This window comes from Blautia sp. AF26-2 (assembly GCF_003460955.1).
GTDB classification, from domain to species: Bacteria; Bacillota; Clostridia; order Lachnospirales; family Lachnospiraceae; genus Fusicatenibacter; species Fusicatenibacter saccharivorans.
In genome coordinates this window covers 634-25,243 of sequence record NZ_QTWD01000005.1, presented here as the reverse complement: position 1 = coordinate 25,243, position 24,610 = coordinate 634, and the positions used below count along the sequence as shown (strand labels likewise).

General features: G+C 44.6%; 19 protein-coding genes and 3 tRNA genes. 3 read left to right on the top strand and 19 right to left on the bottom strand.

Annotated elements, in window-relative coordinates:
• Positions 1-4: 4 nt before the first annotated feature.
• From DWY63_RS07720 to DWY63_RS07685, 7 genes are all read right to left on the bottom strand, one after another.
• Positions 5-916 carry an ABC transporter permease gene (locus tag DWY63_RS07720; RefSeq protein ID WP_238046142.1) on the bottom strand — a complete coding sequence of 304 codons (912 nt, stop codon included), beginning with the start codon at positions 914-916 and terminating at the stop codon, positions 5-7.
• Between the two features lie 89 nt (positions 917-1,005).
• Complete coding sequence (locus DWY63_RS07715; protein ID WP_117801783.1) at positions 1,006-2,850, bottom strand: extracellular solute-binding protein; 1,845 nt, start codon at positions 2,848-2,850, stop codon at positions 1,006-1,008.
• 476 nt (positions 2,851-3,326) lie between these two features.
• On the bottom strand, positions 3,327-4,772 hold the full coding sequence (locus DWY63_RS07705) for a uracil-xanthine permease family protein (RefSeq protein WP_117762173.1): 1,446 nt from the start codon (positions 4,770-4,772) through the stop codon (positions 3,327-3,329).
• 288 nt (positions 4,773-5,060) lie between these two features.
• The gene (locus DWY63_RS07700) at positions 5,061-5,414 is read right to left on the bottom strand and encodes an Hpt domain-containing protein (RefSeq protein ID WP_117801782.1); all 354 of its coding nucleotides are present in this window, start codon (positions 5,412-5,414) and stop codon (positions 5,061-5,063) included.
• Positions 5,415-5,844: 430 nt separating this feature from the next.
• Positions 5,845-7,179 carry an NADP-specific glutamate dehydrogenase gene (gene gdhA, locus DWY63_RS07695; protein WP_055220308.1) on the bottom strand — a complete coding sequence of 445 codons (1,335 nt, stop codon included), beginning with the start codon at positions 7,177-7,179 and terminating at the stop codon, positions 5,845-5,847.
• Between the two features lie 349 nt (positions 7,180-7,528).
• The gene (locus DWY63_RS07690) at positions 7,529-8,128 is read right to left on the bottom strand and encodes a flavin reductase family protein (protein WP_117510675.1); all 600 of its coding nucleotides are present in this window, start codon (positions 8,126-8,128) and stop codon (positions 7,529-7,531) included.
• Between the two features lie 104 nt (positions 8,129-8,232).
• Positions 8,233-9,888, bottom strand: a complete 1,656-nt coding sequence (locus DWY63_RS07685) for a putative manganese-dependent inorganic diphosphatase (protein ID WP_117762172.1) — start codon at positions 9,886-9,888, stop codon at positions 8,233-8,235.
• 380 nt (positions 9,889-10,268) lie between these two features.
• Here DWY63_RS07685 and DWY63_RS07680 point away from each other — a divergent pair, with 380 nt between their 5' ends.
• A complete protein-coding gene (locus DWY63_RS07680) occupies positions 10,269-11,180 on the top strand; it encodes a 30S ribosomal protein S1 (protein WP_117801781.1) in 912 nt (303 codons plus the stop codon).
• An 83-nt stretch (positions 11,181-11,263) separates the two neighbouring features.
• On the opposite strand, the gene DWY63_RS07675 is transcribed toward DWY63_RS07680, so the two are convergent.
• From DWY63_RS07675 to DWY63_RS07665, 3 genes are read right to left on the bottom strand one after another with little or no spacing between them, the layout of a single operon-like run.
• Positions 11,264-12,148, bottom strand: a complete 885-nt coding sequence (locus tag DWY63_RS07675) for a carbohydrate ABC transporter permease (RefSeq protein ID WP_117801780.1) — start codon at positions 12,146-12,148, stop codon at positions 11,264-11,266.
• Between the two features lie 20 nt (positions 12,149-12,168).
• Entirely contained in the window at positions 12,169-13,086 is a 918-nt protein-coding gene (locus DWY63_RS07670; RefSeq protein WP_117801895.1) for an ABC transporter permease, read from the bottom strand.
• 14 nt (positions 13,087-13,100) lie between these two features.
• Positions 13,101-14,603, bottom strand: a complete 1,503-nt coding sequence (locus DWY63_RS07665) for an ABC transporter substrate-binding protein (protein ID WP_117801779.1) — start codon at positions 14,601-14,603, stop codon at positions 13,101-13,103.
• Positions 14,604-14,857: 254 nt separating this feature from the next.
• On the opposite strand from DWY63_RS07665, the gene DWY63_RS07660 reads away from it, so the two are divergent.
• Positions 14,858-16,630, top strand: a complete 1,773-nt coding sequence (locus tag DWY63_RS07660) for a sensor histidine kinase (protein WP_158568338.1) — start codon at positions 14,858-14,860, stop codon at positions 16,628-16,630.
• An 18-nt stretch (positions 16,631-16,648) separates the two neighbouring features.
• Positions 16,649-18,226 (top strand): response regulator, encoded by a 1,578-nt coding sequence (locus tag DWY63_RS07655; protein WP_117801777.1) that lies wholly within the window; start codon positions 16,649-16,651, stop codon positions 18,224-18,226.
• 120 nt (positions 18,227-18,346) lie between these two features.
• On the opposite strand, the gene trhA is transcribed toward DWY63_RS07655, so the two are convergent.
• From trhA to DWY63_RS07610, 9 genes are all read right to left on the bottom strand, one after another.
• Complete coding sequence (gene trhA, locus DWY63_RS07650) at positions 18,347-19,021, bottom strand: PAQR family membrane homeostasis protein TrhA (protein ID WP_117801776.1); 675 nt, start codon at positions 19,019-19,021, stop codon at positions 18,347-18,349.
• A gap of 226 nt (positions 19,022-19,247) precedes the next feature.
• Complete coding sequence (locus DWY63_RS07645; RefSeq protein WP_055220299.1) at positions 19,248-19,505, bottom strand: GIY-YIG nuclease family protein; 258 nt, start codon at positions 19,503-19,505, stop codon at positions 19,248-19,250.
• Between the two features lie 172 nt (positions 19,506-19,677).
• Positions 19,678-20,553, bottom strand: a complete 876-nt coding sequence (locus tag DWY63_RS07640; RefSeq protein ID WP_022461220.1) for an ROK family protein — start codon at positions 20,551-20,553, stop codon at positions 19,678-19,680.
• 17 nt (positions 20,554-20,570) lie between these two features.
• Positions 20,571-21,506: a mannose-6-phosphate isomerase, class I gene (manA, locus tag DWY63_RS07635; RefSeq protein ID WP_055220297.1), complete on the bottom strand. Its 936-nt coding sequence runs from the start codon at positions 21,504-21,506 to the stop codon at positions 20,571-20,573.
• A 342-nt stretch (positions 21,507-21,848) separates the two neighbouring features.
• On the bottom strand, positions 21,849-22,802 hold the full coding sequence (locus tag DWY63_RS07630; RefSeq protein WP_055220294.1) for a M23 family metallopeptidase: 954 nt from the start codon (positions 22,800-22,802) through the stop codon (positions 21,849-21,851).
• Positions 22,803-23,121: 319 nt separating this feature from the next.
• Complete coding sequence (locus DWY63_RS07625) at positions 23,122-24,177, bottom strand: D-alanyl-D-alanine carboxypeptidase family protein (protein WP_117801775.1); 1,056 nt, start codon at positions 24,175-24,177, stop codon at positions 23,122-23,124.
• 166 nt (positions 24,178-24,343) lie between these two features.
• Positions 24,344-24,416: transfer RNA gene (locus DWY63_RS07620), tRNA-Lys, on the bottom strand.
• Between the two features lie 8 nt (positions 24,417-24,424).
• Positions 24,425-24,497, bottom strand: a tRNA-Phe gene (locus DWY63_RS07615).
• A gap of 6 nt (positions 24,498-24,503) precedes the next feature.
• Positions 24,504-24,577, bottom strand: a tRNA-Met gene (locus tag DWY63_RS07610).
• Positions 24,578-24,610 lie beyond the last annotated feature (33 nt).

Genomic DNA, 24,610 nt, shown 5'->3' with positions numbered 1-24,610 from the left:
CTCCTTAGAAAATCTTGTAATCAGCAAACTTGTAAGCACAAACATAAGAAGTAACAACCAGCACGAAGCTGACAACAGATTTAAAGAGACCTGCTGCAGTAGCCAGCGAGAACTGCATGTTTGTAATACCAATACGGTATACGTATGTATCGATGATATCACCAGTTTCAATAACCAGCTGGTTGTACATGTTGAATACCTGGTCGAAACCTGCATTCAGAACGTTGCCCATTGCCAGTGTGGTCAGAAGAACGATGGTCGGAACTAGTCCCGGGATGGTGATGTGCCATACACGTTTCCAGCGGCTTGCGCCGTCGATTGCAGCTGCCTCGTAAAGGCTCGGGCTGATGCCGGTCAGCGCTGCAAGATAAATAACTGCGTTGTAACCGAACTCTTTCCATACATCAGTTCCGATCAGTAACTGACGGAAGATGCCAGGCATGGTCATCGGAAGAACGGTATCCGTTGCGCCCATTGCGCTGCGGACCGTGTTGAAAATTCCGTTTGCGCCAAGGATATTGGTGATGATGTTTGCAAGGATAACCCAGGATACGAAGTGCGGCAGATATACGATCGTCTGAACCGTCTTTTTGAACTTCATATTCTTTACCTCATTCAGCAGCAGTGCGAACACCAGCGGAATGATGATATTCAGGATAACCTTTGCGATTGCAATAATCAGAGTATTGACAAGTGCCCGTTTTGCATCCGGGATAACGGTCAGGTATTTAAACCATTTCAAACCTACCCACGGAGAGCCGAACCATCCTTTGCTCGGATTGTAATCCTGGAATGCCATTACAATACCAACCATCGGAACGATAGAAAACATGAACAGCCAGATATAACCCGGCAGAACCATTAACGTATAGTGAAAGGAATTTGACAGCCCGAGACGGCCTTTTTTCTTCTTCACGGCAAGCTCCTCCTTTGATGTCATTTTTTTAAAGTAGTGGGGTACAGGCTTTCCTGTACCCCACCCTCCACATCATACATTTACATTAGTTACTCAGCCAGGTAATCTTTTACCAGCTCAAGGATCTGATCGCCGCCCTGTACATGCCAGTCGGTGCAGAACTGATCCCACTCGTCAAGGCTCTTCGCACCAGTGATGAACTGAAGGATACTCTTGTCTTCCAGGTCAGAAATCTGGGTCCAGTAGGTATCCATTCCGTCGATGGTGTAGTACAGTTCAGAATAGATCTTGTGATCCGGCTCAAGTGTTGCGTATGGACGATCACCAATCAGCAGTGCATAGAATCTGTTGAACTGTCCGTTGTTGGTATTGACATCCATATCGGTTACTGCCAGATCTCTGGATCCGTCATAGTCCTCAGAGATAACGTCTTTCAGAGTTGCGGCATCGTTTGCCAGGTTCTTGTACAGACCGTTGAATTTGCTTCCGCCCTGCTGATAATCATCTGCGCTTGCTTCGCCTTTGATGATTCCCATCAGTGCATCATACTCATACTCGCACTCATCGGTAGCTGCCATACAGTTACGCAGCGGATACCAGCCGATTGCTACAGAAGTATCGAAGGTAGACTCATCACGAACGAGTACGTTGTTCATGATAACAATGGCTTTCTTCACATCATCCGATGCGTTTTTGTTTACCATAGTATAAGTGGTTCCAACGTCTTTCATATGAACATTCCACTCACCGTCTTTGGTGTACAGCGGATATGCCTGCCAGTTTGCATTGTTATCGTTACGGAAGGAATCCGGGTTTCCGTATCCAAGGCTCCACCATGGTCCCATGAAGATACCGCAGGTTCCGTTCTTAACATTGTTTGCATTGTCGCCGTTGGTTGTGGTTCCAACCTCCGGGTTGATGAGGCCTTTTTCATACCAGTCATGTAAGGTGGTAAGGGCTTCTTTCATTTCATCTGTTGTAGTTCCCCAGTACAGTTCGCCGGAATCATCTTTCAGAAAATATCCCGGTGTTGCATTGAATGCCTGATATACAGCATCGAAACCGTATCCGTTGTTGGAGGAGTTCAGGAAGTTGGAGTAGGTTCTTCCGCCGTTATCAATACCTGCAATTGCATAATCCGGGCTGAGACCTGCGTCTTTAAATTTCTGAGCTACTTCGCCGAGTTCATCTACGGTCTTCGGAACTTCCAGTCCTAACTGATCCAGCCAGTCCTGACGGATAAAGTACAGGTAAACACCATCGGTATCTACCGATATGTTTGGCAGTGCACAGAAGGTTCCGTCTACGGTTGCATTGTTGATCGCACGTCCTTCGGTAGTCTCGATGATTTCTTTTACCTGTTTGGATGCGTACTGGTTGAACTCCGGCCAGAGGTCTGCAAGAAGATCTGCTCTTGCTGCCTGTACCAGGTAGTTACGGGTTGGTGCAACGACTGCATCCGGAAGGGAAGCAGATGCGATTGCCAGAGATACTTTCTGCTGGAAGTCAGATGCATTACCTGCAGTCCAGTCGCAGACAACTTTGATGTTGTAGTTATCCAGAAGGTATCTGGTGTACTGGTTGTTATCTACGGAATCGCCGTCCGGAAGTGTGGTATCCTTCGGGTCGATCTGATATCCATAATGTACTTCTACGACATGATCAAATTTTGCAAACGCACGATCGTCATTTTCACCCGGTACTGCATCATCTGCTTCATCAGCTGCTGCAACCCAGTCACCAGAACCTGCTGCATCGCCGGAGCCGCTGTCCGATGAGGTATCCTTTGCTTCATCGCCGCCTGCCGTACTTGATGCTGTTGTGCCGCTGCTCTTGCTGTTTGTGTCAGAACTGTCTCCTCCAGTGCTGCCACATGCTACCAGGCTTACGATCATGGTGCTTGCCAGTAATGCAGAAATTACTTTCTTTTTCATTTGGTGTCCTCCTTGTGATTTACGTTCTTTTTGCGTGCTCCGTTGTTGCTTTTGTCCAGGCTTACGAAGAATCCATTGTTTTTAATCATACGTTTTGCCTAAAACTTTCACATTTTCGTCACACTTTTTATGCAATGATTACACCTCTCTTCCACCCGTTTTGACAAGCATTTTTTATGTATTTTTCACAATTTATTTCGTTTTTTTAATTCATATTGTCGATTTTGTACACTATTTTAAAATTTATAGTCAATCTTGACTTTTTCTTTTTCGTTATTCTTTTATCTATTGACGGATTTTTTGTGCTTTTTCCGTCATTTTGTATATTCCTCGTATTTTCAGACATTTTACCTGCAGAGCCTTCTACCGGCAGTTCCCTCCGAATGCCGGGCAGCACAATAAAAAAGAACCTCTTATCTCTCCCCGGGAATACTTCTTTCCGGAAACATAAGAGGTTCTTTTTCTTTTTTTGTTCTTTATTCTGCTTTTTTCTTCTCTTTTGGAATAATAATATTCAGTACAATCGCCGCAACAGCTGCCGGAACAATACCGGAGCCGCCGAAAATCAGCTGGATATAATAAGGAAGCTCAGAAGTTGCTCCCGCTGTGGAACCAAGGCCGTAGCCAAGACCCAGTGCAACAGAAACGATCGTGATCTCACGGCTCGTAATCGGCTCTTTTGTGATGAGCTGGATACCGGAAACCAGAATTGACGCAAACATCATAACGGCTGCACCGCCGAGTACGGACTGCGGCATAATGGATACAAATGCTGCAATCTTCGGGCAGAGTCCGCAGAGGATCAGGAAAATGGCTCCGCAGGAAAGTGCCATACGGTTTACGATTTTTGTCATCGAAATAATGCCGACGTTCTGTGCAAAAGAAGTATTCGGGAGAACGCCGAGTGCTGCTGCAAAGCTGGATCCAAGACCGTCGCAGATGATACCGCCGGAAAGCTCAGAATCGGTTGCCTCGCGGTCCATACCGCTCTCTACGCAGGCGCAGATATCGCCGACCGTCTCAACGGTTGTTACAATAAACATGATCGCTACCGGGAGAATTGCCTCCACACGGAAGACTGGTTTTACCTCAGCCAGTTTTCCAAAGCCTGCAATACCAGGGAGTGCGAACCAGGACGCATCTTTTACCTGCTGGAAATTGACAACCCAGGAATATGTATAGGAAACAGTGCTTCCATCCTCAAGAACCGCCGTTCCGGTATGCGGCAGAACCATGGTCATAATAATAGCTACCACGTAGCCGACTAAAATACCGATCAGAATTGAAGCCGTGCTTAAGATTCCCTTCGGATTTGTAAAGTGCTTCAGTGCCAGCGTTACAATCAGAACGACCATGCCAAGGAACAGGTTCTGTATGGAACCGTAATCGTTCGTTCCGGAACCGCCGCAGAGATAATTGATTCCAACCGGAATCAGCGAAAGACCGATCGCCATAACGACACAGCCGGTAACAACCGACGGGAAAAATTTACGAAGCGGCTTTAAACAGACGCCAAGCACGCCCTCAAACAGACCGCCGACAATTGTCGCACCAAGGATAGCGCCGTACGTCAGCGCGCCCTGTCCCAGCACGGCTGTCACGCTCTTGAATACGCCGAGGAATCCAGAAGATGTACCCATAACAATCGGTACTTTACCGCCGATCGGTCCAATCGAAAACATCTGTACCAGTGTTACAATACCGGCTACTGTCATTGCATTCTGCAAAAGAGCCGTACGAAGTGCACCGTAGCCCGCATCCGCCGTCAGACCGCACGCTCCCATGATGATCAGAAGCGGGGTGAGGTTTCCTACGAACATCGCCATTACGTGCTGCAATCCAAGCGGAATCGCCTGCTTCAGCGGAATCCGTCCTTCAAAGGTGTACGGGGTTCCCATAGCTGAACTTTTTTCTTTTTTCATTGCTTTTCTCCTGCTTTTGTAGATTTGGGCTGCCTTGCCTTTCGGTATGGAATATGCCCTGCACAGCCGGAATTTTTCCGGCAAAGCGTCCTTGTTTTTTCTTATAGATACTTATAAGTTTTTCTTTTTAAGCAATTCTTCTTCATAAGCTGTGCTTTTATGTAAAAAGATTATCATGTTTCTTTTTTCCCGTCAACCCGCATCTTGTACAGAATTCCATAAAAAAGGAGACACCGGTCTGTGTTCCTCATCTCACAGATCAATGTCTCCTTGTTTTCTTCCTTCAATTTAAGCGTTTTGGAAATCCTCAATCGCTTTTACGGTGCGGTTATATTCTTCCGTCACCTTCTGCATCAGATCATCCGTCTCGGTCTCCTGCAGCGGTCTTAACCGCTCGGTCAGCTCGGCGCTTGGCTCGTACAGATTGTTAAAGCCAAGATTCTGGCACACGCCTTTTAATGTATGAGCTGCACGGAATGCAACCTCAATATTTCCGTCCGCCAGTGCCTGGCAAAGCTCCTGATAGCTCGGATCCTGAGGAAATTTTAAAATGATCCGCTGAATCAGAGATTCACTGCGAAGCCGCTGAACGGTTTCCTCGTAATCTGCTCCCATCTGCATGTAGCAATCTTTTAATGTCATCTTCTCTTCCTCTTCCCTGTATGCAAATTCATTACATATTAATGCAAACAAGTTCTTTATCAATACATAAATAATTATATTTCTCGCGCAAGCTCTTGTCAACTTCTGCTTTTCATTATTTTTGCATTATTTTTGTTTACTATACGCTCTATTTCTGAACATAAAACATCTTTTTTCTTACGTTTTTCTTACGTTTTTATCTTACCTGTATATTGCATTTATGCATAATAATACAACTTACTCGCATATTCTGTCGTTTTATTCACACGGTACCGCGTGAAAGTCTATTTCTTCTGTCTAGTCTCGTTGCAAAATGTAATGTTTTTTGTACACTGTAATTTTCGTTATTTTTCTGTGTTTCTTCTATCTTTTATGCAAAAAGGGACCCCCGTTCTTAACCGGAGATCCCTTTGGATTTCTCAAAATTAGATTAGCAGATTCCCTGAGCCATCATAGCGTCAGCTACTTTCTCAAAGCCTGCGATGTTAGCGCCCATAACATAGTCGCCCTCATGGCCGTAACGTTTTGCAGCATCAACCATGTTGTGTGTGATGTTGATCATGATATTTTTCAGTTTTGCATCAACTTCATCGAAGGTCCAGGACAGACGCTCAGAGTTCTGGGACATCTCGAGTGCGGATGTTGCAACACCACCTGCATTTGCAGCTTTTCCAGGTGCGAAGATTACGCCGTGCTCCTGCAGATATTTGGTTGCTTCCAGAGTAGTAGGCATGTTAGCGCCCTCGCATACTGCAGTGCATCCGTTCTCAACAAGTGCTTTTGCATCCTCAAGCAGCAGCTCGTTCTGAGTTGCGCAAGGAAGAGCAAGGTCTGCTTTTACAACCCATACGCCGCGTCCTTCGTGGTACTCAGAGTTTGGACGATATTTCTTGTACTCGGTCAGACGGGCACGATTTACTTCTTTGATCTCTTTTAATGCAGCTACATCGATTCCGTCTGGATCGTAAACCCATCCGTTGGAGTCAGAGCAGGTGAGAACTTTCACACCAAGCTGAGTAGCTTTCTCGATTGCATAGATTGCAACGTTTCCGGAACCGGATACACAAGCGGTCTTGCCTGCGATGTCGATGCCGTTCAGTTTCAGCAGCTCCTGGGTCAGGTACAGCAGTCCGTATCCGGTAGCCTCTGTTCTTGCTAAAGATCCGCCGTAGCTTAAACCTTTACCAGTCAGAACGCCTTCGTATACGCCGCGGATTCTCTTGTACTGTCCGAACATGAAGCCGATCTCTCTTGCGCCTGTTCCGATGTCACCAGCCGGTACGTCGGTGTCTGCGCCGATATATTTGCAAAGCTCTGTCATAAAGCTCTGGCAGAATGCCATGATCTCTCTGTCAGATTTTCCTTTCGGATCGAAGTCAGAACCACCTTTACCTCCGCCGATCGGAAGGCTGGTCAGTGAGTTTTTGAATACCTGCTCGAATCCCAGGAATTTGATAATACCAATATTTACAGAAGGATGCAGACGGATTCCTCCTTTGTAAGGTCCGATTGCACTGTTAAACTGTACACGATATCCGGTGTTTACATGAGCCTGTCCTTTATCGTCTACCCACGGCACACGGAATTTGATCTGACGCTCTGGCTCTACCATTCTCTCCAGAAGAGCGACTTTTCTGTATTTTTCCTCGTTTGCTTCAATAACAGGGCGAAGAGATTCCAGAACCTCTTTGACTGCCTGATGGAATTCCGGCTCAGCTGGGTTTTTTGCAACTACGGACTCAATAACCTCATCTACGTATGACATGTTCGTTTCCTCCTTGAAATTTCTCCCTTAATGTAGTGCAGAAAGATTTCTTTAAAAGATCCATCTGCGGTTCTCATCAGCCTTAAAGCGTGGAGAAAATCATTTCCGCACTCTCTCGCGTCTCCGGTGGATTCTCCCGTCCTCCGGAACACTTAATTTTATAAGGTCAACGATTGGTTGATATTATAGCATAAAATATCCGGTTTTTGCAATATTTCACGCAAAAAATTCCTAATAAATCATGATTTTGTAGCGTTTTCTAATATTTACCCAGTATTTTTGTCGATTTTGTATATTTTTACCGAAAGTACTATAAAATTTCGCGTGCTGATTCTTTAGAAAATAAAGATTAGCTGCGGTTTTTTGTTTTTATATTAGGTGTTTTCGATTTTTTCTTCACGCTCCAGCCAAAGGTTCCCTGCTTTTTCCCGATTCCAAAGTACTCTCCGTGGGAATACACAATCGGTTTCGCGCGGTTCAGATCGAAGCGGCCGCGCTCATCCATGTATGCCTCATCCGCATGGACAGCCACAACTTTTGCAAGAAACATGTGATGCGAGCCCAGTTCGAGCACCTGCTCCACTTTACACTCGATATTAACCGGCGACTCCCCGATCATCGGTGCGGAAATCTCCTCCGCCTCGACTTTCGTCAGTTTCATCTCTTTGAACTTATCCACATCTCTTCCCGAGCGCACGCCGCAGTAGTCGGTCGCATAGCAGAGGTCCTCCGTCGTCAGGTTGATGACGAACGCACCGCTCTCTTTGATCATCTGATAGCTGTAGCGTTCCGGCCGCACCGAGATCGATACCATCGGAGGATTCGTACACACCGTGCCGGCCCAGGCAACGGTGATGATGTTGTCCTCCCCGTTCTTTCCGCGCACCGACACCATGACCGCCGGCAGCGGATACAGCATATTTCCCGCTTTCCATGTCTGTTTTCCCATTCTTATTTCTTTCCTTTCCTCTTTTTCACTCTTTTATGACCGAAAAAAGCGTGCCCCGGATCTGTTTTCAGGCCCGGAACCACGCTTTTTTATTTTTTCTGTTTTTACTGATTCTGCAGCGCCATCATAAATGCCGGAATCAGCTGTTTCTTTCTCGATACAACACCCTTCAGCTCGCAGCTGACCTCGTTGACCGGAAGATCTTCAAAAGCTTTTTCGATGACTTCCTTTGCCCCGCTTCCATAATACAGAAGCTCTGTAGATTCTTCTATAATATTGGTCAGCATAAAGAATACCATCTCGATGCCGTGTTTTCCGCACTCGCTTTCCATCTGCGGCAGAAGCTGTTCCTTGATGGATTCCAGTTCGCCCGCATCGAGGGATGTAATCTGGCCGACACCAAACGTAACATCGCCCATGATGAATTTTTTGAAATCCTGGTAGAAAATTTCTTCCGGTGATTTATCTTTCAGGTTGCTTCCTGCACGGAACATTTCGGATGCAAACTCCGGAATGCTGATGCCTGCAATGTCCGCCAGTGCCTCTGCTGCCGCTTTGTCAAGAAACGTACACGTCGGCGACCGGAACATCAGCGTATCGGAAATGATGGCTGCGCAGAGCAGTCCTGCGATGTTCGGCGCGATCTCCAGCTCTTTTTCCTTATAAATTTCATACATAATCGTTCCCGTGCAGCCCACCGGCTCATTGCGGAACATAACCGGCGCCATCGTCTCAAGTGATCCCAGACGATGATGGTCGATGATCTCGAGAATCTCCGCCTCTTTGACGTTATCGACCGCCTGTGATTCCTCATTGTGATCGACGAGAATCAGTTTCTTTCCTGCATTTCCGATCAGGTTCCGACGGGAAATCGTTCCCACATATTTTCCTTTCTTGTTCAGAATCGGGAAATCGCGGTGTCTCTGATTTTTCATAACTTCTTTGATATCATCGAGGAAATCTTCGGTGTTGAACGTGATCAGATTGCTTCTGCGCATCAGATATTTGACCGGAATACTCTGGTTAATCAGACGCGCAATCGTATACGTGTCATGCGGACTGCTGATGATCACACAGCATTTTTCCTCTGCAAATTTCTGAATCGTTTTCGTCACCTTTGCGCCAAGTCCGACGATAATGCAGCTTGCATCCATCTCGATTGCACAGAGCTGGTCCTCCGCACGGTTTCCGAGAATGACAAGGTCATCTTTTTCGATGTAGTTCTCCATCGTATCCGGATGGAATGCGCCGACAACGACTTTTCCGCGGATAAAATAACCATGTTCATTTCCGACAATAACCGAACCATCCAACGTATCCGCGATACTGCGGTATTGCGTCCTTGCCAGTGACATGACATGGCTGTCATAAGAATCCATATAGGATTCTGCGATATCACTGACCGTAATCACGCCCTGCAGATCATTGTCCGGCGAAGTAATCGGCAGTGTGACCACGTTGTTGTTTTTCATCATGGAATACGCTTTCTTCACGGAAATCGTGCCCGGTACGCTCGGCACCTCATGGATTTCAATTTCCTTTACCTGCGTTCCCGCATTCGGCAGATACCCCGGTGCGCGCACGCCAAAACGCTTCAGTACATACTCGGTCTCCTCATTGATCTGACCGGCACGCCGCGCCATGTAGGTTTTGGTTTTATCTGTCCTGTTCTTGATATCCGCATAGGCAATCGCCGAACAAATGGAATCCGTATCCGGATTTTTATGTCCAATTACATAAACTCTTGAATTTGATTTCATAATAGTACTCCTCCCTTCTGTATGTTTGTGGTATACAGTAAGTTCGTCCCGGTAGTTTTACTTCTTTTTTTGTAACGACTACAGTTACTGCTCACTTCGTGACCAGTAACCGCCGCCCTGCACATGCAAATTCGCTCCGCGAAGTTCCGGGCGGCCACCTGAATCACTTTCTCCTGCAGCCGCGCAGCAAGTGCGCGTCTCAGTAATTTTGGTAACGACTACACACATATTACCATCCTTTTTTCATCTGGTCAAAGAAAATCTTTTATGTTAAGATAAACGCAGATAGAAAAACGTGCAAAATTGAACCCGATTTTTTCATAAATCCACAATTTTCCTCTCGTTTTCCTGTTATTCTTACGAAAAAGGGGTGTTTCATTATGTCAGAAGAACAATTAACCATGGATGACTTCTCCGCAGAGCTGGAAGCTTCCTTCAAAAAAATTGAGGAAGGCGACATGCTCACCGGAACCGTCATCTCCGTAGATGAAAAAGAGGTGATTCTCGATCTGAAATACTACGCAGAGGGCGTCATCCGCGCCGAGGACTTCAGCAACGAGCCTGGCTTCTCCTTAAAAGACGCTGTTCAGGTCGGTGACGAAATCACCGCAACCGTGATCCGCAAAGACGACGGCCACGGCAACATTCTTCTCTCCCGCGCAGAGGCAAACGATATCCTCGCATGGGAAAAACTCGCACAGTACAAAGAAGAGAAAACCGTACTGGATGTAAAAGTAAAAGGCATTGTAAATGCCGGCGTGATTGCCTATGTTGAAGGAATCCGCGGCTTTATCCCGGCATCCAAGCTTTCCCTGAACTATGTGGAAGATCTGAACGAATATTTAAACAAAGACATTCAAGTTCAGGTTTTTGACCTTGACAAAGAAAAAGACCGTCTGATTCTCTCCGCCCGCGAAATTCTCCGCGAGAAAGCAGACGAAGAGCGCAAAGAGAAAATCTCCAACGTAGAAGTCGGCCTTGTTACCGAAGGAACCGTTGAAAGCCTGCAGCCATACGGCGCATTTATCAACCTCGGAAACGGCCTCTCCGGCCTCGTCCACATCTCCCAGATTTGCGCCAAACGCATCAAACATCCGTCTGCAGTTCTGGCAGTCGGCGATAAAGTCAAAGTAAAAGTCATTGCCATCAAAGACGGCAAACTCAGTCTCTCCATGAAGGCACTCGACGACGTTGCCGCCGAAGAAATTCAGGAAGAAACCATCGAACTCCCGGAGACAGAGGAAGTGACAACGACACTGGGATCGCTGTTTAAAAATATTAAGCTGAACTAAAGCTGCATCAAAAAAACAGACTTTCCATTCTCACGCATTCCTGCGTGTATCTGGAAAGTCTGCTTTCTATTATAAGAATTCTATTAGCCCTTTACAGCTCCAATCACAATACCTTTCACAAAGTATTTCTGGAAGAATGGATACACAACCAGAATTGGAAGTGCTCCCATAACTGCAACGGCCATTTTGATACCAGTTGCCGGAAGTGTAATGCTTTGTGTCAATGCTCCTCCTGAAGCACCGCTCATTAGATACTGCACATCCAGAAGCATCTTATTCAGCAGAACCTGAATACTGTACAGTTTATCGTTGTTGATATAGTACAGACCATTCAACCAGTCATTCCAGTATCCGAGGCCGACCAGAAGTGCCAGTGTAGCAATAATCGGCGTAGACATCGGAAGAACAATTTTTGCCAGAATTCTCCACTCACCTGCTCCGTCAATTCTTGCAGCCTCGATGACCGCATCAGGAATGTTGGTGGTGAAATACGTTCTCATCATGATGACATAGAAAGCTCCCATCAGAAGATTTGGAACAATCAGTGCCCAGATGGTATTTTTAATATGAAAGATTCCAGTCCACATCATATAGGACGGTACCAAGCCACCGTTGAACAACATCGTAAAGAAAATCACAAAGGAGAAAAATGCTTTTCCCGGAAGCTCTTTTCTTGACAGTGGATAGGCAAACAATGTTGTCAGAGTCAGGTTTGCCACGGTTCCGACTACCGTTACCAGTGCGGAAATGATATAACCTCTTACAATACTGCCTGAATCTACCAGCAGTGTTTTGTATGCATCAAAACTGATTTCACGCGGCCAGAAAGAATATCCATATTTTAATAGAATGTTCTCTTTGGTGATTGATGACATAATCAGCAGAATAAACGGGACGATACACATAACGGACAGTAAGATCATAATCACATTAGCTGCAATCTGAAAGCTTTTATTTCTTTCAACCATTTTTCATACTCTCCCTTCGCTTAGAATAATGCACTGTTTTCGTCCAGTCTTCGAACAATCAGGTTTGCAATCAGTACCAGTGCAAATCCTACCAGTGATTGATAAAGACCTGCGGCAGATGCCATACCAATGTTATTCAGCTCCATCAATCCACGATATACGTAAGTATCGATGGTGTTAGTCACATCGATCAACGGTCCGCTGTTCATTGGTACCTGATAGAACAGTCCGAAATCTGAATAGAAAATACGTCCTACACTCATCAGCGTCAAGGTGATAATGGTTGTTTTCAATCCCGGTAGTGTGATATGTACAATTCTCTGCCAGCGGTTTGCACCGTCGATAGATGCAGACTCGTAAAGACTGGCATCCAATCCTACTACCGTTGCATAATAGATAATGCAGTTATATCCCAGGTTTTTCCATATATTGACAAAAATCAAAATGAATGGCCAATATTTCGCATTGGAATACCATCCAATTGCCTCTTTTCCCATCGGTTTCAGAATACTGTTGTTAATAAATCCCGCATCTGTACTCAGGAATCCATATACCAAATAGCTGACAACGACGATAGAAATCAGAAACGGTACCAGAATTAGGGTCTGGTATACTTTCTTTCCCATCGTGGAACGGATCTCATTCAGCAGAATTGCTACTGCAATTGCAAGGACTGTTCCAAGCACGATAAAAATAATGTTATATCCCAGTGTATTTCTTGTAATTGTCCAAGCATCTTTTGTCTTAAACAAAAACTCAAAGTTTTTAAGACCTGTAAACGGGCTTTTGAAGATTCCCAGACTGTAATTATATTTCTTGAATGCAATGATAATTCCAGCCATAGGCATATAGTTATTGATAAATAAGTATACAAGCCCCGGAAGCAGCATCAGATACATGGGAATAAATCTGCGAATTTTACCCCAATTTCTTTTCATCTTCCCAGCCTCCATTATTTGTTGGCTTCCAGCCAATCATCTAACTGTCTCTGCTTCTCAGCGATGATGGTATCTGCTCCTGCTGCTTTCAACTCATCCAGGAATTTCGGAATGGTAGTTTCTGGATCCAAGGAACCGCACTGCAGTGCAGGACCATATTTGGCAGTTACGTTTGCGCATGCAGTTACTTCGTTCTGTACATTTGTGTTGTCCCATGCAAAACCTTTGGCCGGAGAAACAACCGCATTGTTGTTGAACTCCTGGGTCTGATCCCAGATATCCGGATCATTTCCTTCCCATACATAGGAAATTGCCTCATTCGGCCAAGCCCATGGAAGACTGGTATAACCTGTGTTACTTGCTGTTACACCGTCTGGGTAGTTGATGACACCGTTGTCTTTGTCTGTAAACTCATAATGAGTTCCTTCCAGACCATTGATAAGAATATTTGCCAGATCCGGGTTTGTGTAGATCTCGTTTAATACCTGTACAGCTCTTTCCGGTTTATCACTGTTATGCGGAACATACCATACAATGTCAACACGTGTTGTGGTAGTATATGGTTCTACCAGATTCAAAACAACGATTTCTTTTCCGGACTCTTTTTCGATCTCCTGCTCGATACCTGGTTTTGTATTTGTAAAACGTCCAAAACCTTTACCAGAACCAATCAGACTATTTGCCATTTCAGTAGAAGTGGAAGCATCCGGCATGATCAGACCTTTCTGCGCCCAGTCATAGCGAAGTTTCATTTCGTTCATATATTTATCTGTTGCGTAGTAATTAATAACTTCTGTGCTGTCAGAAGATACACTCTCTAAAGATCCGATATCTCCACCAAGGTCATCTGGGTTTGTCATAAGGCTCATGGAACCCACATGAGAAACAATGGGATATACATCTGGATACATTTCTTTTACTTTTTCAAGGAGCGGCTCCAACTCCTCTTCTGTTTTAATAGAACTATAGTCAATTCCGGTTGCATCTGCCATCTCTTTATTCATAGCAAATCCCCATCCCGTTGCTTTCTCTTTATTGGACGGAACACCATAAATATTGCCGTTAAAGGTTACACATTTCCAGTCGGATTCACTGATTTCAGATTTCATATCGCTGCCATAGCTGTCCAGATAATCCGTAATCGGAAGGATCTGTCCGCTGCTGATTGCAGATGTTACATTTCCACAGTACTCATACATCAGATCCAATTTTTCAGAAGATGCCAATGTCAGGTTTACCTGCTGATCATAGCTTCCAAAGCCAACTCTTGTTACTTCAATTTTTGTATTAAATTTTTCCTCTGTGATTTTGCTCGCTGCTTCAGAAATTTTTGCGCAGTCATCTGTACTTGCATCACCAGGTGCCAGAATTTTTACTGTATAGCTGTCATTATTGCTACTTTCTGCGCTCTTAGAAGATGAACCCTGTGCAGAGCTTGCATCGCTTCCGCAACCTGCCAGCATACTTCCCGCCATAACAGAAACAAGTAAAAATGCCATTGCTTTTTTCTTATTCATTACATTTCTCTCCTTTGTTCTTTTCTTTGTTTTACGAATAGCTATATCCTATCAAAGAAGTATCTCTTTCTCTATAAAATCTGTGACTTTCTCTTTATATATTGTGACATACCACTGTAACTTTCGTTATTTTAACGAATCTGTATACTTATTTCTTGAAAACACACGACATCTATATTAGAATAAATGGCATGTTCCAACAGTTGGAACGCTCACACGATTTTTCTTATATTGTTATATTTTGGGAGGTTCTTATGTTATCTCGTAAAAATTTTTACATCTCATCAAAAATTTTTTTCACCCTTATAAGCCTTATCATGCTTATTCCGCTTACATTTCTGACGATATTTTTTGATTTCTACTCGCTTCGCCTGCTGAACCGCGAAATCGCTTCTGCAAATCGAAATGCTCTGTTTCTCTATCAGGAACAGTTAGAAGCAGATCTTTCCCAGATAGAAACCTCAATGGCACAGAACTGGGCTACGAACTGGAATTATCAGAAACTAAAATATAAACTTGATCCGCTCGATGTTCATTTAAATACACTCTCCATTGTGAATAAAGCACGGGAACAGCTTGCTCTGACAGAATGTCTCGGTGCTGTCTATATTTATTCTGCTCCCAATGATGTCTGCCGCTGTGCCTATCAGGACTGCTATTCCTATAAAGAATTAATAACAATGCAGAATTACGTAAAATCCCTTGATTTTGAATCAACTCCCAAATCCTGGTTTTACGATAAAGTCGGTGATAAATACTTTTTGGTTCGCCTTATCGGTTTTTCCAATGCCTACAGTGTTTCTCTCGTAGATTTTGATCTGGTCATGGCTCCATCTCGCCTCGCCACACAGACGCATAAAACTAGTTCACTCGTCTATCTTTCCAACGACGGAACCGTATTAAATCCTTCTAAAACCATTACAGAAAATAAACTGACCTTTTCGCCTGAAGACAATAACCACATCAAAAAAGGACAAAAAGAAAACTTTTTTGTTGTACAGGATCGCTTAAAATATGCTGATATTACCATGCTTTACCTTTCCCCTTACCAGGGAAGCCAGTTTTATTTAAATGCGACACAGATGTTTGCCATCATTGCCTCTGTGCTGGCACTGCTTTTGATTCCGTTCATGTGTTTTTTGGCCATCAAAATTTACTTTTCTCCATTAAGAGATGCAATCGCTACCATGGAGAATATTCGAAACGGTAAATTGAACTCAAAACTGCAGGAAACACAGTTTATCCGTGAATTTTCCGTCTTTAATTCCACTTTTAACCGAATGATGGATGAAATTCACAATCTGAAAATCCGCACTTATGAAAATAAGCTGATCATTCAAAAATCTCAGCTGCAATATTTTCAAATTCAGTTGAAGCCTCATTTTTATCTGAACTGCCTGAAAACTCTTTACGGTATGATTCAACAGAATAAAGGAAACGATGCACAGCAAATGATTTTATATGTTTCCCAGTATATCCGCTATACCTTCCGCGACAACAGCAGTCTTGTGCCACTGCAGACGGAACTGAATCAGGTACAGAATTATTATAAACTTCAGAAGCTAAACACAAGAGATTCTTCTGAGCTGACCATTTCTGCCGATCCCGCTGTTTCAAAGTTTCCGGTTCCCATGCTCTGCATTCAGACATTCGTCGAAAATTCTTTTAAGCATGGGCGAATCTCCAGCCAGCCGCTCAATGTACACATTTCCGTACAGCTGACAGAGACTGAAGAAGGAAATTATTTAAATATCAGTATTCAGGATAACGGAACCGGATTTCCGGACGAATTTCTGCAGTCCTTTCTGCAACATACAGAAGATGCAGTAACCGGACAGCACATCGGTATACACAATCTCCGTCAACGACTTACCTTACTTTACGGTGATCAGGCCGGACTGATCTGTATGAACAATTCCTCCGGCGCCCTGACAGAAATTATCCTGCCCATCCAGGAAGAACCAAATACCAGTTCAGAAACTAAAAGTAGCTTACTCTCAAACGAAAATTTGTTTTCATTATCCTAGAAAGAGGAGGAATCCCGAATGAATGTATTGATTATTGATGACCAACCCGATGTTGTCGCCGGTATTCATTCCGGCATCAACTGGGATGCGCTTTCCATCCGACAGGTTTTCTGTGCTAACGACATTATCCGTGCGCGTGAAATTCTTTCAAACAATTCCGTGGATATCATGCTCTGCGATATCGAAATGCCGCTCGGCAGCGGTCTTGAACTTTATGAATGGGTTGCGGAGCATTTTCCAGAAATCAAATGTATTTTTCTCACCTCACATGAAGATTTTTCCTATGCACAAAAAGCACTGCAACTCGGCGGATTCGATTATCTGATTCAGCCCGCTCCCTACAGTGCAATTGAGGTTTCCATTCAGAAAGCAGTCCTGCAAATTCAAAAGGAAAGAAAGGAAAAATTTTACAGTGAATATGGAAACTATTTCAGCAAACGCGAAATGGATCTTCTTGATGTGCTTTTAAATGAATTTTTGCAGAAACAGCCTGCAGAACCGCAGAATATTCTGAGTTTTCTGGACACGATCTCCATAAAACTCGATCCCGGCCGTTCCTGTGTTCTGACTTTGATTGATATTCTCGAACAGGACACGCCACATCCAGTTCGTGACCTTTCTCTCCTCCGCTCTATCCTGCAGAATGTCGTTTCCGAGCTGTTTAAGCCGTTCACTAAAAAACTGCTTTTCTGCCATGTCCACGAACAGGTTTTTGCCCTTATTTTATACGAAACCGATAATTTTACAAAAGATCAGGTGCAAATTTATTTGCATACTTTTGTGGAAGCCGCTTCACAGTATCTCCACTTTAAAATAGCATGCTACTGTGCTCATTCTGCAAATTTTCTTCTGCTACCAGATAAAATACAGCAGCTTTTGGAACAGCGCAGTGAAAATGTGGCAAACTATAGCGGTATTTTTTATCAGAAATCCAGCATTTCCCAGGTTCCCTACACCCCTCCGGATTTTGTCCACTGGAATTTCATGCTCTCCTCTGGTTATTACGATGCCGTCCGTGCAGACATGCATGATTATCTGCTCCGCCAAAAAGAATCCGGCCATGTAAACCAGAAAATGCTCAGTCTCTTTTTACAGGATTTTCTTCAGATCTTCTATCAGATTCTGAACCATCACCACATCGATGCACACGGTGTTTTTGAAAAAGAATACGATATTCACGCCCTGAACAACTCCTGTCATTCCATAGAAGAGATGCATAAACTGCTTGATTTTTCCGTTGATTATCTAAAAAGCCTTCAAATTAGCGCAGAACCAGGTGTTTCACAGATCGACCAGGTGGTAAATTTTATTCAGAAAAATATTCACCAGAATGTTACCCGCACCGAAATCGCACATCAGGTATACATGAACCCGGAATACCTCTCCCGGCTTTTCAAAAAGGTAAAAGGAATTTCACTTTCTGACTATATCGTGCAGGAAAAACTGAAAATTGCGATTTCCCTGCTTGAGGGAACCAATCTCCCGGTCAGTGTAATTGCAACGAATATCGGCTACACGAATTTTTCTTATTTTACACAGGTATTCAAAAAAGTCTACGGAATTTCTCCGAGTGAATACCGTCAAAAGAAAAAATAATGCAAAAATAGTACTGCGGAGCGTAAAGTTTTCCCAAATAAATGTTAATACCCGGGTATAACGAAAATACGTTCCGCAGTATTTTATTTTTGCATTACTGTTTTATCTTCAAACAAGTTTTTATACCGGCATCGCCGCCACAAAATAATACATCACAATAAAATGACAGAAGCTGCCACCCATCACAAACAGATGGAAAATTTCATGTGTTCCGAACTTTTTATGCTTCGCATTAAACATCGGCATTTTTAAGGAGTAAATCACCCCGCCGACCGTATAAATGATGCCGCCCGCCAGCAACCATCCAAATGCCGGCCATGAAAGAGCCAGAAACAGCGGATGAAATGCCAGTACACACAGCCATCCCATTGCGATATACAACACTGAGGAAAACCACTTCGGACAATTGATCCAGAATGCCTTGACAAGAATTCCGCCAATTGCTGCTGCCCACACCAATGCACAAAGTACAATTCCCGTCCGTCCATGCAGTGCAATCAGGCAGATCGGTGTGTAGCTTCCCGCAATCAGCACTGAAATCATCATATGATCAAACTTTTTCAGTCGACGGTTTACCTTCCCATTTACATCAAACGTGTGATACACGGTGCTCGCCAGATACAGCAAAATCATACTCAGCATAAACACCGCCATCGCAACCACATGCAGATGATCCGGCTCCCGCGCCGCCTTCAAAAGCAATGGCAGCGTTCCCACCACCGCCAGGATCAGTGCAATCCCATGTGTAATCGCACTGCCAGGATCCTTGATTCCATTTTTTCTGATATACTTCATTCTACTCACTCCTTTCCTGTCAGAAACGCTGTGTATTTCAATTACTACTTCATGTAGTTTTCATTACTACTTATCATTGTTTCTTTTATTATAGCAGGATAAAATTATTTTTCAAGTCAAAATATCTATTTTCTTCTGGAATCGTTCGACCTGCTTTGACACAAAAAAACAGACTACTCGCCTGCACCTACCGTTGTGCCTGTTTGAGCCGTCTGTTTTTGTATTTTTATTGCTTCTTCGCTTGAATCAGCTTCCATTTTTCTACCCGCGAAAGCTGCTTAATTTCCCATTCTCTCCGCATAGCCTCCTGTTTTGTTAAAAAGGTTTCAAAATACACCAGTTTTACCGGTTTGCGGCTCTTTGTATATTTCGCTCCTTTTCCAGCATTGTGTGCCTTTACTCTGCGTTCCAAATTATTGGTCCAGCCTGTATAAAAAGATCCATCGCTGCATTCCAGAATATATGTAAAATTCCCCTGTTCCATTTCAAATTCCGTTCCTTCTGTTCATCTGTATTCTATGTAACTTTAACACTCGGTTCTTTTAGGCGCAATCAAAAAAATAAGAAAGAGTCCTGCTTCGCAGGAAAATTCAACGAAGTTTCCTGTAAGCAAAAAACCGTCCGGATTTCTCCGAACGGTTTTCTCATTTTTATTTTTACTGCATTGCCAGCTCATCTACCGCCAGTTTCAATGCGCCCATGATACCCTGGTTGTCGTTCAGGCTTGGAAGTACAATGTAGCTGTCGAGATCCTCAAGTTCTTTTGTTACAAGATATCCGTTCAGCTGTTTCTTTACTTCTTCTCTTACGAGCGGCATCATATGCTCCTGATGCATAACGCCTCCGCCCAAAACGATTCTCTGCGGGGAGAGCAGCATGATGCAGTCTACAAGTGCCTGTCCGATATAGTAAGCCTCAAGCTCCCATACCTCTTTTTTGTCTGCCAGCTCAATACCTTTTTTGCCCCAGCGTGCTTCAATGGCAGGACCTGCAGCAAGGCCTTCCAGGCAGTTGCTGTGATACGGGCATTTTCCGCCGTAAGTATCTTTCGGATGTCTGGTCAGCAGAACGTGTCCGCCTTCCGGATGAAGCATGCCGTGCAACAGCTTGCCATTGGAAATAATTCCCATTCCAACGCCCGTTCCGATGGTGATGTAAATGCTGTTGTCCAGACCTTTTGTGATTCCCCAGGTAGCCTCACCCAGTGCAGAACCGTTTACATCGGTATCAAATCCAACCGGGATGTCCAGTGCATCTGCGAAAGCGCCTACGATGTTGTAGTTCTTCCATGCTAATTTGGGAGTTGTGGTAATGTAACCATATGTTTCGGATTTTCTGTTCAGGTCGATCGGTCCAAAGCAACCGATTCCCAGTGCCTGAATGTCCTTCTCTTTGAAATACTCAATCATTTTCGGAACGGTAATTTCCGGTGTCTCGGTCGGGATAGAAATTCTCTCATAAATTTCTCCATTTGCGTTTCCAATTGCGCAGACCATCTTTGTTCCGCCTGCTTCTAATGCTCCAAGTCTCATTGTGTTTTTCTCCTCTCTTATGCTTCTGGATTTGAGCAGATTACAGAAAGCTTTCCTTCAAATCTGCATCCATTAAAATTAGCCGGTATAATAAAGTGAGTACCTTTCTTAACCGGAATACCGTTTACAGTACCCTCTCCGGCGATTACACTTACATTAGTATAATATTTTTTCGCATCCAAGGTGAATACACCGTCGATGTCGTATTTATCTACAGAGTAGAACTTGCATGTTACAAAATGGGTATGTACCGCGCCCGGGATTTCCTCTGTAAAGGTATCGATATCTGCCGTTTTAAACGGAGCCTCGATAACATCGATACTCTGCTCTACATGAAGTTGTCTCGGTTTGCCGTTCTGCAGTCTGTCATAATCGTATACACGATAGGTGATATCGCTGCTCTGCTGTGTCTCCAGAATCAGTGTGCCGCCTTTGATGGCATGTACGCATCCCGGATTGATCTGGAAGAAATCTCCCTTATGTACCGCCACTTTGCGGATGAAATCGCTCCACTCATGATTGCGGATCATTTTCTCCACTTCTGCCTTGTCTTTTGCATTGTGTCCGATAACAATTTCTGTACCCGGTTCGCAGTCCAGCACGTACCAGCACTCGGTCTTTCCAAGAGATCCATTCTCATGCTCTCCTGCATAAGCATCATCTGGATGAACCTGGATGCTCAGATCATTTTTTGCATCAATGATCTTGATCAGCAGCGGAACCTGGCTTCCCGGGTAATTTCCGAAAATTTCCGGCTCCTCTTTCCAGAGCTCACCTAATGTTTTTCCATCAAATCTTCCGCCTGCCACATGGCTCATTCCGTTGGCATGTCCGCTGATCGCCCAGCACTCGCCGGTTGTATCGCTCGGAATTTCGTAATCAAATACGTCTCTTAACTTTGTTCCACCCCAGATTGCTTCTTTGAACACCGGGTCCATAAATAAAAGCTCCATATTTTTCTAATCCTCCTTGTTTTCAGGATCTGTCCACTACGTCTATTTTAACCGATAACAGCCAAAAACGAAACCCCTAAAATGACAATCTTTCACATTTTCTGTAACCGGTTACTTTCCTTTTATTCCGCCTTTTTTCTATATCAAAACAATCCTGTTTGTTATATGTAAAGCTGACTGTTTTCAGCCAGCCTTTTTTATAAAAAGCAATCGAAAAACGGTATTTTACCATCCGCGGTCTGCGCCGCCTTTTTTGTATTCAAAACCTGTAAAAAAGATTCGATTGCGAATCCTACACTTTATAATACTTTCCCGCATCCCATTTCGTGCAGGTCCTCTTTTTTATTCCGAAATTGCCGGGAGATATACCATAGGATCAATGGCTTTTCCATCTTTTTTCATCTCAAAGAAAAGATTGCTTCCCTCTTTTACATAATATTTCGTCGGTGCTGCAACTGCTCCGATCCGTGCTGCTTTCTGAACTTTCTGGCCTGCCTCGAGGGAAACGTCTGTGAGCTGTCCGTAGATGGCTTCGTATCCATTTCCAAGATTCATGGTGACGGTGAGGCCGGTTCTTGCATCATTTTCCACACTCACAACTTCTCCGTCCGCTGCCGCCAGAACCGGAGTTCCTTCTGCCGCCGAGAAAACAACGCCTGGATTGCACTGGTAAAGATCCAGTGTCGGGAAATAAACGGTATTTTCCATGTTATACGGAATCAGAACTGTTCCAGTAACCGGCAGTTCCATGATTGTCGCTTCGCTGAACATCAGATCCTGTGCAGCCCCTGCTGTCTCAACTGCCGTTTCCTGATTTTCTGCAGAATCCACAGTTCCGGATGCTGCACTCGTTTCTTCATTCGCCGCTGTTTCTCCTGATCCTGTTTCTCCGTTCTGATCCGCCGCTGTTCCGTTTACCGCCTGCGCGTCCTGTCTTTCTGTATTCCCATCTGATTCTTCCGGTGTATTCTGAGCCGTCTCTGCATCTGCTTCTGGATTTCCCACCGCCTCTTCTTCACACGCCGCTTCCATTTCCGGCACCTGTTCCAGACTGTTTTCCACATCATCTGCCTGATCCTGTACGGCACGCGTTCCGTCTGCATCTCCCGCCGTCTCCTCCGTCTGCTGTTCTGTAGTTCCGGTGCTTTCGTCCTCTGTAAGCTGTGCCGTCTCTCCCTGTTTCGCCTGATCTGCCTTACCGTTTCTCGCATCCTGCTGCCAGGTCAGCACTCCGCCTGCAATCATCATTGCCAGTGCCGCTGTGATCACGCCGATTCTCAACTTGTCTCTTTTCATGTTCTTACCACCTCTGCTGATATCTTTTTAAGCATTTCAGAGGCGTTTTTCGATTTCTCGCTCTCCTCCTGCTTTTCTACAGTAAGCAGTATTTCCCATCCGGCGCGATCTATACACAAAAACTGGATTTTTCCTTTCCGTTATCCACAATTTTTCCCCTGCGCTTCCTTCTTTTGTGGAAAACATAATTCTTTTCTGCGCATTCCGTGCAAAACATCCCTAATGTTATCCACACCTTATTTTCTCGACTTGCTTCACGCAAAAAAAGAGCCGGAACCGGGAATTTTCTCCCATTTCCAGCTCTCACTTTCACCTGTATTTACTGTAATCTTCCATACACCGTACTCGCATCCGCGATGCTGTCCACCGCAGATCCCGAATCCGTCATGGCCTCTGCCGTAACAAGTATGTACTCTTCTCCTCCATATTCTGCAAAGCTGACCAGGCACTGACCCGCCTCATCGGTAAATCCGGTCTTTCCGCCTTCAATGACTGCCCCGTTCTCCAGTGTCGTACTCATCTCATAGCTGGTAAACCGGTGGAGCATCGTGTCATACAGCGTAATTCCCTCCGGGTGTGATGCGGTAGCTTCCGTTGTGTAAACCTCCCTCGTCACGATCTCGCGAAACGTATCACTCTTCAGACACTCGCTCATCAGCACCGCAATATCACGGCAGGTAGAATAATGGTTGTCGTTATGCAGTCCCGTGCAGTTCTCAAAATGCGTATTGGTAAGTCCCAGTTCTTCTGCTTTCTGGTTCATCATGGCCACAAAACCTTCTTCCGATCCGCCGACTGCTCTCGCCAATGTCTCACAGGCATCTGCGCCGGATGGCAGCAGCACACCATAGAGAAGATCACGAACCGTCGGCTGTTCGTACGGATTAAATCCCGCTACCGACGCATCCTGTGCCGTCAGTTCCTCGAAGATGTCCTCCGGAACCGTAATCGTCTCGTTCAGATCTGGAAGATTTTCAATGGTAAGCAGCGCTGTCATAATCTTTGTCATCGACGCCGGATAAATTCTCTCATCTCCGCCCAGATTCATCATCTCAGCCAGATCGCTTTCCCGCACCAGCAGGGCATGCTGACTGTTCAGACCATCTGACGAAATCTGCTGTACCGGCTCAGACGTCGGTGTAATCTCCTCCTCCGGGCTGGAATCCGATATCGGCTCTGAACTGTCCCCAACAAGAGAGGATGACGAAACCGAAGAGGATGCACTTGCGTTTCCATCCGTCTGTTTTTTCTCGTTCTTCTGCATCTGATATCCAAGCACGCCAATCAATCCGATAATGATAACAAGCAGAACACTTAAAATCACTTTCTGCTGAAACTGGCGTCTTCGTCTTTTGTTTTTCTTTTTTTGTGCCATAAACAGATTCCTCCGTTCTTTTTTATTCTTTCAAAGCATAGTACATTTCCTGCTCTTTTGCAAGATTTTCGCCGTAACCTTAAGATAAACATAATCAAAATTGGTCCGGTGGACCAATTTGGGATATGCAGAACAAAAAAAGAACCCTCGAAAGGGTTCCACATAGTGAAGCATCGGGGATTCGAACCCCGGACAACTTGATTAAAAGTCAAGTGCTCTACCGACTGAGCTAATGCTCCGTAAAATATGCCTAGTTCCGGAATCGAACCAGAGACACGAGGATTTTCAGTCCTCTGCTCTACCAACTGAGCTAACTAGGCATAAAATTGCGGGAGTAGGATTTGAACCTACGACCTTCGGGTTATGAGCCCGACGAGCTTCCAGACTGCTCCATCCCGCGATATCCTATTTTTGTACTTGATTTCTCAAGTAA

Coding starts and splice junctions, on each gene's coding strand:
- DWY63_RS07655 (WP_117801777.1), top strand. CDS start 16,649: ATGAATGTATTGATTATTGATGACCAACCCGATGTTGTCGCCGGTATT.
- DWY63_RS07675 (WP_117801780.1), bottom strand. CDS start 12,148: ATGGTTGAAAGAAATAAAAGCTTTCAGATTGCAGCTAATGTGATTATG.
- trhA (WP_117801776.1), bottom strand. CDS start 19,021: ATGAAGTATATCAGAAAAAATGGAATCAAGGATCCTGGCAGTGCGATT.
- DWY63_RS07690 (WP_117510675.1), bottom strand. CDS start 8,128: ATGGGAAAACAGACATGGAAAGCGGGAAATATGCTGTATCCGCTGCCG.
- DWY63_RS07630 (WP_055220294.1), bottom strand. CDS start 22,802: ATGAAAAGAGACAAGTTGAGAATCGGCGTGATCACAGCGGCACTGGCA.
- DWY63_RS07685 (WP_117762172.1), bottom strand. CDS start 9,888: ATGAAATCAAATTCAAGAGTTTATGTAATTGGACATAAAAATCCGGAT.
- DWY63_RS07660 (WP_158568338.1), top strand. CDS start 14,858: ATGTTATCTCGTAAAAATTTTTACATCTCATCAAAAATTTTTTTCACC.
- DWY63_RS07700 (WP_117801782.1), bottom strand. CDS start 5,414: ATGACATTAAAAGATTGCTACATGCAGATGGGAGCAGATTACGAGGAA.
- DWY63_RS07670 (WP_117801895.1), bottom strand. CDS start 13,086: ATGAAAAGAAATTGGGGTAAAATTCGCAGATTTATTCCCATGTATCTG.
- DWY63_RS07680 (WP_117801781.1), top strand. CDS start 10,269: ATGTCAGAAGAACAATTAACCATGGATGACTTCTCCGCAGAGCTGGAA.
- manA (WP_055220297.1), bottom strand. CDS start 21,506: ATGGAGCTTTTATTTATGGACCCGGTGTTCAAAGAAGCAATCTGGGGT.
- gdhA (WP_055220308.1), bottom strand. CDS start 7,179: ATGTCATACGTAGATGAGGTTATTGAGTCCGTAGTTGCAAAAAACCCA.
- DWY63_RS07645 (WP_055220299.1), bottom strand. CDS start 19,505: ATGGAACAGGGGAATTTTACATATATTCTGGAATGCAGCGATGGATCT.
- DWY63_RS07665 (WP_117801779.1), bottom strand. CDS start 14,603: ATGAATAAGAAAAAAGCAATGGCATTTTTACTTGTTTCTGTTATGGCG.
- DWY63_RS07705 (WP_117762173.1), bottom strand. CDS start 4,772: ATGAAAAAAGAAAAAAGTTCAGCTATGGGAACCCCGTACACCTTTGAA.
- DWY63_RS07625 (WP_117801775.1), bottom strand. CDS start 24,177: ATGGCACAAAAAAAGAAAAACAAAAGACGAAGACGCCAGTTTCAGCAG.
- DWY63_RS07640 (WP_022461220.1), bottom strand. CDS start 20,553: ATGAGACTTGGAGCATTAGAAGCAGGCGGAACAAAGATGGTCTGCGCA.
- DWY63_RS07715 (WP_117801783.1), bottom strand. CDS start 2,850: ATGAAAAAGAAAGTAATTTCTGCATTACTGGCAAGCACCATGATCGTA.